At 50.1% G+C, this 15,808-nt stretch carries 9 protein-coding genes; 3 read left to right on the top strand and 6 right to left on the bottom strand.

Features of this window, described 5'->3' with window-relative positions:
• Window positions 1-34: 34 nt before the first annotated feature.
• From L2725_RS16770 to L2725_RS16755, 4 genes are all read right to left on the bottom strand, one after another.
• Complete coding sequence (locus tag L2725_RS16770) at window positions 35-1,087, bottom strand: TonB-dependent receptor (RefSeq protein WP_249249993.1); 1,053 nt, start codon at window positions 1,085-1,087, stop codon at window positions 35-37.
• A gap of 746 nt (window positions 1,088-1,833) precedes the next feature.
• On the bottom strand, window positions 1,834-2,820 hold the full coding sequence (locus tag L2725_RS16765) for an HD domain-containing phosphohydrolase (RefSeq protein WP_249249992.1): 987 nt from the start codon (window positions 2,818-2,820) through the stop codon (window positions 1,834-1,836).
• Between the two features lie 3 nt (window positions 2,821-2,823).
• Window positions 2,824-3,816: an ATP-binding response regulator gene (locus L2725_RS16760; protein WP_249249991.1), complete on the bottom strand. Its 993-nt coding sequence runs from the start codon at window positions 3,814-3,816 to the stop codon at window positions 2,824-2,826.
• Window positions 3,809-7,708, bottom strand: a complete 3,900-nt coding sequence (locus tag L2725_RS16755; RefSeq protein WP_249249990.1) for a PAS domain S-box protein — start codon at window positions 7,706-7,708, stop codon at window positions 3,809-3,811. Before L2725_RS16755 ends, L2725_RS16760 begins: the two co-directional genes overlap by 8 nt.
• A 376-nt stretch (window positions 7,709-8,084) precedes the next feature.
• Between L2725_RS16755 and L2725_RS16750 the strand changes: the two genes are divergently transcribed.
• Genes L2725_RS16750 through L2725_RS16740 form a run of 3 tightly spaced genes read left to right on the top strand, consistent with a single transcriptional unit; the run spans window position 8,085 to window position 10,341 of the window.
• Window positions 8,085-8,393 (top strand): hypothetical protein, encoded by a 309-nt coding sequence (locus L2725_RS16750; protein ID WP_249249989.1) that lies wholly within the window; start codon window positions 8,085-8,087, stop codon window positions 8,391-8,393.
• Window positions 8,390-10,039, top strand: a complete 1,650-nt coding sequence (locus L2725_RS16745; RefSeq protein ID WP_249249988.1) for a PepSY-associated TM helix domain-containing protein — start codon at window positions 8,390-8,392, stop codon at window positions 10,037-10,039. Before L2725_RS16750 ends, L2725_RS16745 begins: the two co-directional genes overlap by 4 nt.
• A complete protein-coding gene (locus tag L2725_RS16740; protein ID WP_249249987.1) occupies window positions 10,039-10,341 on the top strand; it encodes a DUF3325 family protein in 303 nt (100 codons plus the stop codon). The genes L2725_RS16745 and L2725_RS16740 overlap by 1 nt, the downstream gene beginning before the upstream one ends.
• 52 nt (window positions 10,342-10,393) lie before the next feature.
• On the opposite strand, the gene L2725_RS16735 is transcribed toward L2725_RS16740, so the two are convergent.
• Window positions 10,394-13,648: a S41 family peptidase gene (locus tag L2725_RS16735; protein WP_249249986.1), complete on the bottom strand. Its 3,255-nt coding sequence runs from the start codon at window positions 13,646-13,648 to the stop codon at window positions 10,394-10,396.
• A gap of 273 nt (window positions 13,649-13,921) precedes the next feature.
• On the bottom strand, window positions 13,922-15,712 hold the full coding sequence (locus L2725_RS16730; RefSeq protein ID WP_249249985.1) for a M61 family metallopeptidase: 1,791 nt from the start codon (window positions 15,710-15,712) through the stop codon (window positions 13,922-13,924).
• Window positions 15,713-15,808: the final 96 nt, after the last annotated feature.

Here is a 15,808-nt window from a genome sequence, read left to right as displayed (position 1 = left end):
CTACCTGTATTTTGATAAATGGATTATCCGGGAATTAGAAGTACATACGGACGTATGCATAGGCGGCTTCCGGTGCTTCACCTACCCGGCCTTCAACAGACAAAACGATGTTTTGGCCTGGACGGTAGTTAAAGCCCAGACTGCCCCAGGTTCTCTCCTTGCCAAACACAGGAGGCAGTTCTTCATAGTCATAGTTGGGGCTTTCAATATCCCAGTTTTCGTACTCTTCGTAGTTGGCTGACGCAATAATCTCCAGCGCTTCGTTCCAGTCATATTTAGCTGACAGGGTGGCGCCATAGTTGCGGAAGGTTTCATATTCCATATAGGTGTCACCTGAGCGGTGAGTCGCCATATCTTCATCTTCGATAAAGCCGTTAAATCCAATTTGCAGATCGGGAAGCACTGTCAGGCGGGCACCAAGGCCAAGCAGCTGCTGTTCACCATATTTACTGATGCCGTCCGAACCGCCACGGCCCTCCAGGCCCACAACAAAGGAGAAGATGTCGGTGAACACACCGGCATAAGCATTGACGATATCCCCCTGGAAAGTGCCGTTCTTATGCTCTCCCTCGTAAGAATATGAAGCACCCACCCTGATGTACTCGAACTCACCCTGGTATTTGATGGTGTTTTCCTGATCGCCAGCTTCTCCAGTTTCGACAGCCTTGTTAAAGGTAAAGTCACCATAGTGGTCATAGTCATCAAACGCGGTATCGGTCAAACCCAACTCAATCCACTGGTTTTCTGTGATGGCGTACCCCACATACAGTTTGTCGATATCCAACGCAAACTCACCGCTGCCACCCAACCAGTTCTCTCTTTGGTAATCCAACTCCAGGCGATACAGAAATTTGGACTCCTGGCCCGCGATCCCAAGGGTTGCAAAGCTGTCGTCTACATATGATTTAGTGTCATAAAATTCATCATGGTTGTAGTCACTATTGGTACCAATATGGCCACCAACACCTACCTCACCATAGAGATTTAAATAGTCACCATTATCCTTGTCGTAGATTGTTGCCGCCTGCACAAGACAGGGAAGAAACGAAGACGACAGTGCTAATGCAATAGTTGTTTTTCTCAGCATTGCTACTACTTCCATATAAGTTGAAAATTCGCCCAAGCGGACGAATGAAGGGTTCAGATAGATCGATAAAGCGGATTATTTCGTTAGGAATTGGTCGCGCAAGGAAATGAGCACGCAAAGAAAACTCAGCGAGTGAAATACTAATGGCTGGTAGATAACTCATACATTGTGTCCACAGGCACAAGGACTTAACGCCCAAATTTTCGACAATAAGATGTGGACAAGTAATCAATACGCATGAGCGTATTAAAGGCTTGTAATCCACTCGTCTTGATTCCCTACGACGACCTCAGTGGTCAATAACAAGCATTCAATATCAATTCTAATTACTGCATAAAGAAGGGCGTTACTGTTACGCCACCTTCTCTGCCGATTATAGACAACAGAACAATGCTGGCAACACAAGCACAACCTTAATTACTACAAAAACACATTTAAGTAATAAATAAACCACTTATTATCCCGTCTAGAAAAACCCGTACAATTCACCAATAAGCAATTGATTAAAAACAATATAAAACCATCAAGCAGAATTAAGGCGAGTATTTTAAGAACAATAATAAAAATGCCTAATCGCTCAAAATAGAAACATTTGTGACCGACTTAAAATATTTAAAGATATTTACTTAAGAAATGAAGTGATTAAATTTCGCCCGAATCAACTTAGCTGAGAGCAATAAATAAACAGGACGTGACGCGACGTTTTAGACATCTTATTAAGATCAGAATAAAAAATGTACTCCACATTATTCATCTGGCCATTGTGCATAAATGGTTTTAACTTTTGCTAAAGTATCCGGGCGGAGAAATACTTCGACCAGCTCAGGGTCAAAATGAGTACCGGCATCGTCTTTCAATCTCTTGCAGGTGTCATCCAGAGACCAGCCTCGTTTGTAAGGACGCCTGCTGGCCAGCGCATCGAAGACGTCGGCTATAGCTACAATACGGCCGAACAGAGGGATCTCTTCCCCCTTCAATCCACGTGGATAACCACTGCCATCCCATTTTTCATGGTGAGTCAGGGCGATTTCACGGGCAGACTGCAACAGCGGGATAGGATGTTCTCCGATAATATCCGCGCCGATGGCCGGGTGTTGCTTCATAATTTCCCACTCTTCGGGACTGAGTTTGTCCTGTTTCAACAAGATATAGTCTGGGGTGCCAATCTTGCCTACATCATGCATGGGAGCAGCATGGAAAAGCAGATCAGCCTGGCATTCAGGCAGGCCCAACGCCAATGCCAGAATACGGGAGTAATGGCTCATCCGGATAACATGAAAGCCGGTCTCATTATCCTTATATTCAGCAGCCCTCCCCAGCTTCTCCACGATCAGTCTCTGAGTTTTCTCAAGTAACTCCATTCTCACCAGTGACAACTGATTTCGAACCCGGGCCAGTAATCGAGGGGCCGAAATGGGTTTGAGGATATAGTCGACGGCACCAACAGCAAAACCTTCGGTTTCATCGCTTTCATCCTCCAGAGCAGTGAGGAAGACCACAGGAATATGTCGGGTCTGTTTGTCATTCTTCAGGATGCGGCAGACTTCGTATCCATCCATCCCCGGCATCATTACATCCAACAGAATAAGGTCAGGGTTTTCAGCTTTCGCCCGCTCCAACGCTTCATGTCCCGATTGGGCAAAACAGGTGCGATAGCCAGCCTGGCCGAGAATCTTCTTACAAAGTGTCAAATTGGTTGAAATATCATCGACTACCAAGATAAGACTCGACATATCTTATCCCCCGTGTCTTCTAGGTAGTTTAACTGTTACGACAGTTTCCAACGCTTTGGAAACACAGCTGATGCTTCCCCCATGTTTATCAGCAATCACCGCAGCATTGGCCAATGCCAGGTTATGGGGAAAATCGCCTGTTTCATCAATTTCAAGCGGATCAAATAGAGCGTTAATCTGGTTCGGAGTGATCTCCTCTCCCATATCTGTCAGTGTCATCAGTGCCATGTCAGCCTGAACGAACACTTCCACTACCAACTCGTTGCTTTCCCGCCTGGTCGCAGTGAACGCGAATACTGCTCTGAACATCTTTTCAAGCAGGTTGGTATCGCCTGCGATGCTGAGATCCTGCTTGGCTTTAAAATGCACATCGACATTGTAAGTTGGGTGGACTTCCTGACAGAGGGCGTCGAAATAACGCTTCAACATCACGGCATTCAGACGTAAATCGATTTTTTTCAGGTGGTAGTACAATAGCAGCTGACTGATACGACGCTCGGCTGCACTCAAAAGTTTGGCGGTATCCTGTGGAGCCTTGGTCAGACTCTGGGTTGCCTCTTTGATATGTCCCAGTTCCACCGTGAGCATCTTGATTGATACCCCCACGGTTTCCAGCATAGTGGGTTGCGAGAGTCTCGCTTCGATACGGGACAACAACTCATTTTTATTAAATGGCTTGGTCACATAATCAACGGCACCCAGTTCAAAGGCTCTGAGTTTATCTTCAACATCATCCAATGCAGACAGCACTATTACCCGGGTTCGCCAGATCCTGTCCCACTTCCTCAGTCGGTCCAGCACCCTGTAGCCGTCCATATCCGGCATCATGATATCCAGCAGAACGATATCATATACCTCTGTTTCCAAACGCTTAACGGCATCTTTGCCATTCACGGCAAAAGCCACATCATAGTCACTGTGACCCAATATGCTCTTTAGCAACTTCAGGTTGGCCAGTTCATCGTCAACGGCGAGTATTCGTGCTTTTTTATCCATGCATGCCTTCCGCAGTCTCACTCAAGCCTACCGCAATGCGATCTATAATCCCGATCGCCCCCTCAAAATCGAAGTCATCCACCGACTCAGCCAGCTGGGTTATCTCGGTCTCAGCCGTTATGCCTTTCAATCCACTGAGCACTTGCTCCAACTGCTCATCATCAGGCATTCCCCGCTCAAGCATCTCCCTGAGTGACAACATATTTTCCATGACTTCATCCAGGCTGTAGGTGGTCACCAATGCTTCATCCAACATCTGCTGACTGTTCCCTACGGGCATGGCGTCGATGACCAGCATCAGCTCACTCAGATGGTCATCAAGTTCGCTGTTAAGCCCCAGAATTTTTGCTTCCTGTTCATTGGCTCGAACTGCGGTTTCCAGATCCTGAGCGGCATGGAAAACCCCGGTCATCCCCAGACCACCAGACACCCCTCGCAGCTTGTGCACGGCACTGTGGGCCTCTTCCAACTGATGTTTTTGCACCATTTCTGCTAAATCCCGACAGAAGTGACTCCACTGTTCAGGAAACTGTCTGACCATCTTGGTGTAAAGGGCTTCATCGCCCCAGTTTTCCAATGCCCCTTCAATGTCCACAAGATTCCGCAAGCTATCCAGTGGTGACGGCGTCGATTCAGAATGTTCAATCCCTTCGACTTCTGTGATTCCTGAAACCGGATCCGCTTTCTCAAAATCATCCGGCAGTAACCTGGCCATTTCAGCCCGCAGTAACATAAAGTCCACCGGCTTTATCACGAAGCCGTCCATCCCCGCCTCACGACACTTTTCCATATCCTGGCCCATGCCACTGGCCGTCAATGCGATCACAGGAGTGTGCACTCCATGTCTTTCATTGTAAGTGCGAATGGCTTCGGCTGCCTGATAGCCATTCATATTGGGCATATGAATATCCATAAACACCAGATCAAACTTGCCTTGTTCTTCTTCGTAAGCCTCAACCGCCAACGCACCGTCCTCGGCCCACACAATCTGGTGTCCCTCACGACCCATCCGGGTTTGGATAAGCTCGGCATTAACAGCCACATCTTCCGCCAATAACACTTTAAGAGGACGCTTACTTTGGTAATGCATCACCTCTATCTGGGCTTGATAATCACTGACAGCATCCTCGTCTGCCGGAGGCAAATACAAGGTAAAGTGGAATTTCGAGCCCTTACCAAGTTCACTTTCAACCCAGATTTCGCCCCCCATTTTTTCCACCAACTGCCGGGAAATCGTTGTCCCAAGACCGGTTCCACCATAACGGCGGGAAATAGACCCATCTGACTGCACAAAAGGTTTGAATATCTGTTCGATGCGGGACTCTTCAATACCTATACCTGTGTCTTCCACCACGAAGTGCAGATAATCCTGCCTGCCCTGCTGGGCCATGACCCTTACTATCACCTCTCCCTCTTCGGTAAACTTAATGGCATTCCCCACTAAATTAATCAGTACCTGCCGCAGGCGCGCAGGATCTCCCACAATCAGATTGGAGACAGAAGAGGACATTTCACAGCTCATTGCCAGGCCTTTCTTTTTCGCCTGTAACTCGACCATAGAGATGGCCGCCTGCACAGCCTGGCGCACCTCAAAGGTCAGCAGTTCAATCTCCATAGAGCCACGTTCAAGCTTGGTCAGGTCAAGGATTTCATTCAGCAGAGATAACAGGGAATGAGCAGATTTAGACACAATAGACAAATGGTGACGCTGCTCCCGATTAAGCTCTGAATCCAATACCAGATCTGTCATGCCAATAACCGCATTCATTGGAGTTCTGAGCTCATGACTCATATTGCCAAGGAACTCCGACTTGGTGCGGTTTGCCTGCTCGGCTTCATCCCTGGCTGTGCGAAGTCTGACTTCATTGGCCTTACGTTCACTGATATCACGCATCACGACCGTATATTCGCGCTGATTGGCTATTCGCATGCCTGTCACCGACAGCTCGATAGGGAAAACCTTACCCATCTTGCTTATCCCGGAAGATTCAGCCAGTGCGCCCATCTTTTTAGTGGTCCCCACCAACAAGCCACTGAACCAAAGCTCAACGTCACCTATGGTATCCACCTTCGCCAGGAGTATGGCCAAATCCCGCCCCAATAACTCTTCGGTTTTATAACCAAAAATGGCTGTGGTGGTGCGGTTTGCCTGTTGAATGATGCCAGTCTCGTCCACCACAACCAGAGCATCAGTCATGGTATCGAAAGTGGCTCTGAGTTGGCTTTCAGCTTGCTGCAGTTCCATGGTGCGAGACTGCACCCGTTTCTCCAGATAGAGGTTCAACTCTCTGACTTTTTTCTCATAAGCCTTAAGGGTGGTGACGTCTGTTTCTATCCCCACAAAGTGAGTCACCTGCTCCTGTTCATTGCGTACCGGAGAGATATACAAACGATTCCAGAACATCTCACCATTCTTGCGGTAGTTGCGCAGAATGACGTCTGCGGCTTCCCCTTTGGCCAGTGCATCTTTAAGCTTTTTAATGGCGGGTTGGTCCCTGTCCTCCCCCTGCAGAAAACGGCAATTGCGACCTATCACCTCTGACTCTGTGTAGCCAGTTGTGCGGTAAAAAGCTTTGTTGGCGTAGATAATAGGAATGTCTTTTTGCTGGGCATCAGCGACCACTATGCCCGTAGTGGCCGCTTCAATGGCGGCATCTTTGAGCAGAAGCTGAAAGCTTTGCTCATCATTTTTGTTTTCCAGGTTTTTTTGATGGATCAGCTGCTGTCTGAGCACTTCCACCGAATCGAGTACACCCAGCACTTCACTGCTGACGGTCCTGGCATAAAGGTCCGGCTGTACCGCTTTATCCAGATCAGACAGGGAGTGCACGGCACGGGACAGTACCTTGATATTGCGGGACAGAGTGCGTCCCAGCAACACAGTGCCTACCAACATGACGCAAATGATTGAGAACAGGACAGAGAGTACATCCCGATAGAAGGCGTCGATAAACAGAGGGTCGTCCATTGCAGGTCTATTGCTGATCAGGGTCCATCCCATATCGGCACCGCCCTCAATAGACCCCAGATGCGAAAAACCAAATAAGCCAGGGGTATTAAGTCCGGGCAGCAAAGCCTCACCTGCACCGCTTTGCGCACCTTTTATAAGCTCTCGCAATGCGTCTTTTGCCAGCCAGTTAATCCCCACAGCGCTTTGCTTGCTGTCCAGGCTCGTATCCAGCAGCACCATCCCTTCACTACCGAGTAACAATAGACTGTGGTTGTCTTGCAGCTCCTGACTCATTTGCATTTGCAAGTCCCTGAGGCTCTGCTCAATCACCTTGAAATCTATCAGGTTGACCAACACCCCTGTCAGGTTACCTCTGTCATCCATCACAGGCACAGCGAACAATATATTGAATTGTTTTTTCTCTGCACTATGACCAACACCAAGCAGATTCATTGAGGGTCCGGTCATCACTGCACCCGCCCCATTACCGTAATGCCAGATGTCTTTGGCAGCAGTGAACCAGGGAGAAGTTGAAACGTGGAAAGCATCGACCTCTAAGGGCTCAAGCGTTGAACCATCCTGAGAAACATCACTGGATGCCAACAGTCGGCCCTCAGGCGACAACAGAAATATCCTGTGATAATCACGATACATGGGGATCAGGTCGTTGAAATAATAAACCAGCGACAATTTGTCATCTTCAGGAAGTGGCCAGGGGTAATACTGACCATTCAAATTTAATCCCAACGTCTGTACGTCCGAATACCTGTGGGATAAAAACCGGGTAAGGGACGCGGCAATGGTATCAGCCTCCGCCTTAAGCTCTCCCAGCAAGTGACTTTGAACGGTTTGACTGTGCTTATCATATTGGAAGTACAAAAAGGCCGTGGGCAAAATTGCCACGACCAACAGCAGCATGCTCAGTTTGGCTTTGAATGACATCAATCTGATCCCGGAACCTTCTATTCGTCTGCACACTTATCCCCTACTGATATAAGGATAGGATAAATTTGAATCTTCACATGGGATTGGAGGTATTGAATGATAAGGAAAAGCACACAGATAACGGGTGCTCATCGAAACGCAGTTTGTAAAGGGGTATCAGAAGTCTGTAAGAGGCATTGCGGACGGGGAAATCAGAGATAATTCACTTAATCCAGTGACTGACACACCAGGCAGGGACTAAAAACATCAGCTGAAAACGGGATCTCACCGACAAATTTGCACTCCTTTACAAAGATGCAAATAAAAACAGTTATCAATTGCGTTAACTTTAATTAAACTGTGTGCCAACTTATCCCCAGGGACTCAGGATCAGATGCACACCCAGTCGGCCATCTCTCTTACATCTATGCGCCAAAAACATGGCCACACCTTCACTGTCATTAACCGCACCCTGGCTGCACTTGTCGGCGGCTATTTAGCCACAGCAAGCTGCGCAGCCCTTCTTGCACTTATCTTGCCGATGAGTACAGCTGACAGCACCTTGCTTGCCATGATGCTCTCATTCGCCCTGTGGGCATCGCTGGCTATCTATGCTTTTGCGGCCAAATCCGGTACCAGAGTCTGGATACTCCTTGCCACCCTGATTGCCATCAGCCTGGTTGGAGTGGGGGCCGCACAATGAAAGAGTCTTTCTTCCGTACCATGACCTGGCTGCACACCTGGACAGGACTGCTGGTGTGCTGGCTGCTGATGCTGATTTTCTTTGCCGGCACCCTGAGCTACTACCGGTACGAAATAAATCTTTGGATGAAACCTGAACTGCACACCAATGTGCTGCAGCAATACCAGGATCTGGATCTTGCCCAAACCCTGGTTCAGGGCCAGACATATCTTGCTGACACTGCCCCGGGTGCCAAAACCTGGATGTTGCGCCTGCCGACTCATCGTCTGCCGTTTGTCGGCTATGCCTGGATGGATGCTCCTAAAGAGGGGGAACGCCGGGGTAAATTCCACGAGCATATTGTGACCACCGAAGGTGAGATGATCTCAGATGTACGTGCTACCAAAGGTGGCCATTTCTTCTATCGTCTGCACTTTGATCTGCACTATCTGCCGGTACCGCTGGCCCGTTACCTGGTGGGCTTTGCCACCATGTTTATGCTACTGGCCATTATTACCGGCATAGTAATTCACAAGCGTATATTTAAAGACTTTTTTGCCCTGCGCCTGAAGAAAGGCCCGCGCTCCTGGCTCGACAGCCATACCCTGTCCAGTGTGTTGGCCCTGCCTTATCATCTGATGATCACCTACACGGGTTTGATCACTCTGATGTTTATGTATATGCCATCAGCAATGGAAGCCACCTATGATGGCAATCGCAAAGCCCTGCAAAAGGAGATTACTCCTGTAAGTACCCCGGCTAAACCTAGTGGCACTCCGGGCGAGCTGGTCTCACTCAGCACCATATTGCCAAGTGTTCTGGAGCAGGCTGAGGGCAAACCGATCCGCGATATACGTATCCAGAATCCGCTGGATGCCAACAGCCAGATCCAGGTAGTACTGCGGAATGATTCAAGAGTTGCAGATCATGAATACCAACTGCTTTACCAGGGCACTTCAGGCGAATTTATTGGCAAAGTCGGTGATTCCCCATCCAGTATGGGTAAAGCCTATGACACCATGATAGGCCTGCATGCCGGCCGCTTTGCCGAGCCAACGCTGAGATTCGCCCTGTTCCTGAGTGGTGTTCTGGGCTGTGTAATGATCGCCTCAGGTACGCTGCTGTGGAGCAAGAAACTGCGTCAAAAGCAGCAAAAACAGATTGATCAAGGTGCCCGACCGTCACTGGGGTTATATATCACCGAAAGCCTGAACCTGGGAGTGATTGCCGGTCTGCCAATCGCAGCAGCCAGTTACCTGTGGGCCAACCGCCTGCTGAGCGCAGATTACGCCGGTCGCTATGATGCCGAGATCAACCTGTTCTTCACTGGGCTGGGTGTCACTTTACTGCTGGCATTCCTCGGCCGGATTAACTGGCGTGGCGCGCTACTGACCGGTGGCCTGATGTGGCTGGGCATACCTGTGCTCAATGCCCTGACCTCTTCGGAAAACCTGATTACCAATATCGTCAAAGGACAGTGGTTTATTGCCTGGATTGATCTGCTGGCACTGATGGTCGGTGGTCTGATGCTGTTGGCGGCCAGCTACTGCAAGCGCAAGATTGACAACAAAGTCGGCAACAAACATAAAACCAAAGTACAAGACGCGCCCACCACAAACTCAGTAAAAGCAGCGGAAAGCGCACAAGCAATCAAGGAGCATGTCTGATGGTATCCATACTTTTACCCCTGACAGCGCTGAATCTGTCCGCCTTCGTCATATTCGCCCTGAGCAGCTTCAGCACCTATCGAGAACTTTTGGGCCGCGCGCCAACAGAGAATACCGGCAAACTGCTCAAGATAGCCGCAGCCCTGCTACTGACCGCATCCCTGTGGCTATGTGTCGCCAGCAAAAGCTGGGGGCTGGGCCTGTTGCTCTGGTTTGGCAATATGACGATGACTGCACTGTTGGTTGCACTGCTACTGACCTTAAGAGATGAACTCAAGCGCAAAAAGCCTAAACGTCGATAGGGAAATTGACATAAAAAAACCGGTCACTGACCGGTTTTTTTGTCGCAGTAGACTAGTTAATGTCGTCCGCCATCTGACCAGAGATAGGCTTAGGTTTAAGCTCTGGCACCGGCTCCTGCTTTAATGTCTGCTTGAGCACCTCAATGGCTTTATCCAACTGGGCATCCTCACCCATAAAGGTGGCATGTGGCAGGTTTTCCACTTCAATATCAGGGCTGACACCCCGGCCTTCCAGCACCCAGCGCCCATCCATGGCGTACTGAGGATATTCGGCAACACGAGCCATACCTTTATCTGTCAGCGAATTTCGACCAGATAACCAAACACCTGCACCAGCAGTTTGCTTACCGATAAGCGGAGCCAGTTCCAGCGCCTTAATACCCGCGGAGAAAGTTTCACCATCCGAGTAGGTCAACTGGTCTGTCAGCACTACCAAATGGCCGCGGAAGGTCTGCTGCATATTGGTATTAGGCGTGCCACGGGTCGGTGCCCAAAACGCCCACGCCCGGCGCAGCAGCTTCTCTATCACCCAGGAGTCGATATTACCGCCGCGGTTACGGCGCACATCAATAATCAGACCCGGTTTGTCATAATTGGTGTAGAACTCGCGGGCGAAGCTGGCGATATCATTACCGCCCATGGCGTAAAGGTGCAGATAACCGAATTCGCCGTCACTGGCCTCGCTGACCTTTTCACGGTTGCTGTTAACCCAGTCCAGATATCTGAGTTTGCCGTCCACTGCGGGGTTAACCGGCTCAACAATCGTTTTGAAACTATTGCCCTTGCGTTTGAGTTCAAGCAGTACCTGCACATCCCTCTGGTTACGCAGCAAACGGTTAATATCTGCCACTGTATTTACCGGCTTGCCATTAATGGCGACCAACTCATCTCCCTCTTTGGCATCCACACCGGGACGAGCCAGAGGCGAGGCCTGCTCTGGTAACTCGGCATCGTGACGATAGATCTGAGAAATAATGACGCCGTCAGAAGTTTGCTTAAAGCGGGCCCCCAGGCTGGCAGCTTTCGGCTGCTCGGGATCCTTCGGCAATTCCCCTCCGCGAACCTGGCTGTGCAGCGCATCCAGCTCCGCCATCATCTGGACAAACACATCATTCAGTTCATGTCTGTCTGTCACTCTGTCTACCAGCGGCTGATATTTATCCTTAAGTGCCCTCCAGTCCACGCCACGCATACTCTTGTCGAAGAACTGCTCTCTGTGCATCAGCCAGGCATCCTCAAACATCTGCTGGAACTCCTGCTCAGGTTCCACCAGCAATTGCCACTGAGAGGTATTCACTTTGGCACTGGACAGGTCTCCCGGCATGGCATCACCGGCATCAACAATCAGCAGATCAGTTGGCTTGGACTGTTTACCAAGCAGCAGCTTTTTACCATCTGCTGACAGACGGTAGCCACCGATATCATCGGCAAACACCTTGGCATTGGCTTTGCCAGCCTCGATAGGCACCACTTTAAGTGCACGCTTGCCGCCCTGAGTATCCATCAGGTAAAGCTTACCATTCAGCACCGACAGGCTTGAGTAATTACCAGGAGCAAGTGGCACTTGCCACAGGCGTTCATTCAGCCCTTGCCAATCCACCTTAACTTTAACTTCATCATCGTTATTTTCAGCGGCGTCAGTCAGCAGCTCATTGGGTTTCTGGAACGGGAACCGGGCGTCTTTATCCAGCGCCAGCGCAAACACCTGAGTGCGGCGGTCAAACACCGGGCCCATATTGCGATCGCCCCAGGGTGAGGAAGGTGTCGCCTTGAAGTGACGGTTTGACAGGAAATAGAGCCACTGGCCATCCGGGCTGAATGCAGGTGAGAAGGATTCATACTTGTCAGACGTCAGGAACTGACTCTTGCCGCTGTCGACACCATAGAGCAGAATCTGCGGTCTTTGTTGTCCCAGATGAGACTTGGTCAGGGCAATCACACCACTGTCCGGTCCCCACACGATATCGGCATAGGGTCCCAGTCCCTCGCCATCTTTGACAATCAGCTTGTTGCTGCCCTTTTTCAGATCAAGCAGCCAGACATTGCCCTGATAATCATCATGAGCAATATAGCGGCCATCGGGAGACGGATGCAGATTCATGCGCAAACTGGCACCATCTTTGGTCAGCTGTTTGGCACCCTTACTGCTGCCATCGGCGGCAAAGCGCCAGATTTCCTGTTCACCACTGGCGTCGGAAATAGCGTATACCCAGTTACCGTCCTTACTCAGTACGGCGTTGCGCAGACGACTATTGTCCGGTGAAGCTACTTCCACCACCCGGGAACCATCACTGCCGGCTATCACTACCTTACTGCGGGCAGTAACCACAGCCTTATCGCCGTCGTGGCTGAAGCTGGCTGCCGTCATATAATTCATTGGATTGTTGACCCAGTTGCCCCTCAAATAAGGGTAATCAGAAGTCAGCTTAAGTTGAGCGACAGTATCCTTGCCCGAGGCGATATCAAACACCTGTACATCGGCACCCAACTGATAAGCAATTCGCCCTTCGTTCATACGAGCACCGCGAATGGCGAACTCTTCATGCCTGGTGTGCTGGCGAATATCATCGCCATTCATATCCATTGACCAGATGTTCTCCACGCCACTGGCGTCAGAGATAAAATAAAGCCGATCCTGCCAAAGCATAGGCTGACGCAATGAACCTTGATGTTCAGCAGCCAGACGCACGGCCTCTTTGCCACTGCCCAGCTGATAGCGCCATAGTTGTCCCATTGCACCGCCACGGTAAACCCGGGTGTTATCACCGGTGGCCTGCAGACCAAAACGAGTGAAGAAAACCTGCTCACCTTTACTGTCAACCACGCCTTCAATGGCATCACTCAGAGGAATATCCCGGGTAATCAAAGTCTCAGGGGATACACTGCGCAGTACCCAGGCACTCGATGCACCGGCCGCATTGTCTGTGGCGTACAGCACCTGACCATCCGGTGTCCAACCCTGAACTCTGACACGGCTGTTTTCAAAGCTGACCCGTTTGGCCTGACCGCCTGTCAAAGGAATAACATAGGCTTCTGTGGTGCCATCATAGTTGGCTTCAAATGCCACCCATTGACCATCGGCAGAAATAGCAGCACCGGTTTCCAGAGCTGGCAGGCTGGTCAGACGGGATGCCTGTTCCTGACCCAACTCTTGAGTCCAGAGATCGCCTTCGGCGGTGAATACCAGAGTGTTATCGTGCAGAGCAGGGGCGCGGAAATAGCCTCTGTCACTGTCGTCGGCGGGCGCGGCCTGGGCATAGGTGCCCAGCGCCATCAAACAGGCCAGGCTACAGAGTTTAAGTTTCATAGTATTGTGACTTCCTGATGATTGTCATAAACACAGTGCCCAGCCTCAGACTTTGCGCTGTGTTTTGGCTAAGTTTTTATTTTGGTTTTGCAGCAAGTTATCAAACAATTGCTAACCATACAGCCGATTTCTGCCCTTTGATGTAAAAGAGTGTGACACTTGATGGGACGCAAGTGGCTGACTGGCCGTTTAATTGAATTATTTTCAATAACAAAAAGGGCGAACTCTGTGGTTCGCCCTTTGTTTATTGTTGTGCGCGGTTAGCCGCTGAGATTATTTGAAGTTGCCTTCATCATCGAATGGCCACTCAATGCCAAGCCACGCTTTAAGGAAGTCCTGCTGTTGCTCGCTGGCTCCCTTAATACCGCGGATTTGAGCCTTGCCTACCGGCGCTTCGCCCAGAGTAACCTTGAAGGTTTTCAGCTGATCATTGCTAAATACCGTCACCTCGATCTCATCACCGACGTTGAAGTCGGCAATTCGCTTGTCGAAACCGCCAGCAGTCACTTTCAAACCATTAATAGCAAGGATCTCATCACCTTCATGCAGACCTGCGCTCCAGGCCGGGCCATCACGCTTAACATGGGACAACACCAACGACCCTGAACGCAAAACAACGCCCAGGTTGGATTTCACCTTGTCGTTGTCGCCATAGCTGAGAACCAGACCCGCCTGCTCCAGCAGAGAGGTGTAATCCAGAGACACAGGACTGTCGATATTGGCTTGCCACCAAGGCTCATAGGACTTGCCGCTAAGGTCAGCCAAAATACCCTTTACATCATCTACATTGAAACTCTTTGGCAGCCTGAAGTCGCGATACAGTGCGCGGTGCACATCGCGATAGGAGTGCTTGAGCTGAGTATCTTCCAGCAGAGCAAAGTCCAACGCCAGCGACGTCAGGTAACCTTCAGAGTAGATATTAACGCTGTGGTTGATGCCATAATCACCGCCACCACCAATCCAGGCCGTTTCACTGGCTTCACGGATTGACTGCTGCTCACGACCTGGGTTGTTGATATTGCGGTCGATTCGCCTGGCCAGGTCGGCAAAGAACTCTTTCGGGCTGGCAATACCGGCACGCAGCAGCAACTGATACTGGAAGTAGCTGGTTGAGCCTTCCGCCAGCCACAGCAGCTTGGTCATGTTTTCATTCTGATAGTCGTAAGGCACCAGACCTTCAGGGCGATAAGCTTTGACATTCCAGGTATGAATAAATTCATGGGATGCGGTGGCGATAAACCTCAGGTAATCGGCGCGCTCACGGAAGTTAAAACGGGGCAGTTGAATAATGGTGGAGTTCAAGTGCTCGGTCGCGCCTCGCTCGCCACCTGTGGCATGAACCATATAGACATAACGCTCATAGGGGTAGTCGTCCCAAATGACCGAGGCGGTACCACTTAGCGCTTTAAGGTCACGTTCCATCTGCTCCAGGTCGTAGTTACCCTCGCCCCAGACCACCAGTTCATAGTCTTTGTCATCGGCAGAGAACTCACGGAAGTAGTTAATACCAGTTTCAATGGGAGAATCCAGGAATACATCATAATTGGGTGCTTTGAAGGCGTGGCGGCCATCGGACTCCATACCCGAATGACTCTTCCAACCTCTGGGTACATCCAGTTCTACAGTCAGAGGGTCATTACGATATTGGGGGCTGTACATAAAGACGCCACTGGCATCCAGATAGGCATGGGTACTGTCGATATGACGAACCCGGGTGCCGAGCATATCGCCATGGATTTGGTAGCTCACGTTCACTTCAGTGGCCTGAGGGAGATGAATCTTCCACTCACCACTGGCCGTACGTTCCCAACTCAGCGGCTTGCCATCATCATCAGTGGCAGTGAACATACGCACGCCATCGGCCAGGGGCAACACCTGATATTTTCCGGTACGCCAAACAGGCAGGTTTACCGTCAACTCACCTGTGGTTTCAGGGAAGTTAATACTCACCTGTGCCAGCTGATGCCCGGGAGAAGTTAAGTCAATTTCATATTCAATATCAGCAACTACCGGAAAGGTCGCGGCTGTCGTCAGGGCAAAAAACACACTCAAACCGGGTTTCACTTGCAATTCCTTCTGTTATCATTCTTTTAATAAAGTTGGCCGAGTATACCAAACAGATGGATACTACTCAGCAACACGAACAAAAACATACAAATT

The sequence above is a fragment of the Shewanella corallii genome (genome assembly GCF_023349125.1).
Classification (GTDB): Bacteria; Pseudomonadota; Gammaproteobacteria; order Enterobacterales; family Shewanellaceae; genus Shewanella; species Shewanella corallii.
Note: the sequence above shows the minus strand (reverse complement) of the source record. Positions and strands in the feature narration are given on the sequence as shown.

Bases quoted from the DNA above. Each gene is read 5' to 3' on its own strand.
- L2725_RS16750 (WP_249249989.1), top strand. From the start codon at position 8,085: ATGCACACCCAGTCGGCCATCTCTCTTACATCTATGCGCCAAAAACAT.
- L2725_RS16740 (WP_249249987.1), top strand. From the start codon at position 10,039: ATGGTATCCATACTTTTACCCCTGACAGCGCTGAATCTGTCCGCCTTC.
- L2725_RS16745 (WP_249249988.1), top strand. From the start codon at position 8,390: ATGAAAGAGTCTTTCTTCCGTACCATGACCTGGCTGCACACCTGGACA.
- L2725_RS16755 (WP_249249990.1), bottom strand. From the start codon at position 7,708: ATGTCATTCAAAGCCAAACTGAGCATGCTGCTGTTGGTCGTGGCAATT.
- L2725_RS16735 (WP_249249986.1), bottom strand. From the start codon at position 13,648: ATGAAACTTAAACTCTGTAGCCTGGCCTGTTTGATGGCGCTGGGCACC.
- L2725_RS16770 (WP_249249993.1), bottom strand. From the start codon at position 1,087: ATGCTGAGAAAAACAACTATTGCATTAGCACTGTCGTCTTCGTTTCTT.
- L2725_RS16765 (WP_249249992.1), bottom strand. From the start codon at position 2,820: ATGTCGAGTCTTATCTTGGTAGTCGATGATATTTCAACCAATTTGACA.
- L2725_RS16760 (WP_249249991.1), bottom strand. From the start codon at position 3,816: ATGGATAAAAAAGCACGAATACTCGCCGTTGACGATGAACTGGCCAAC.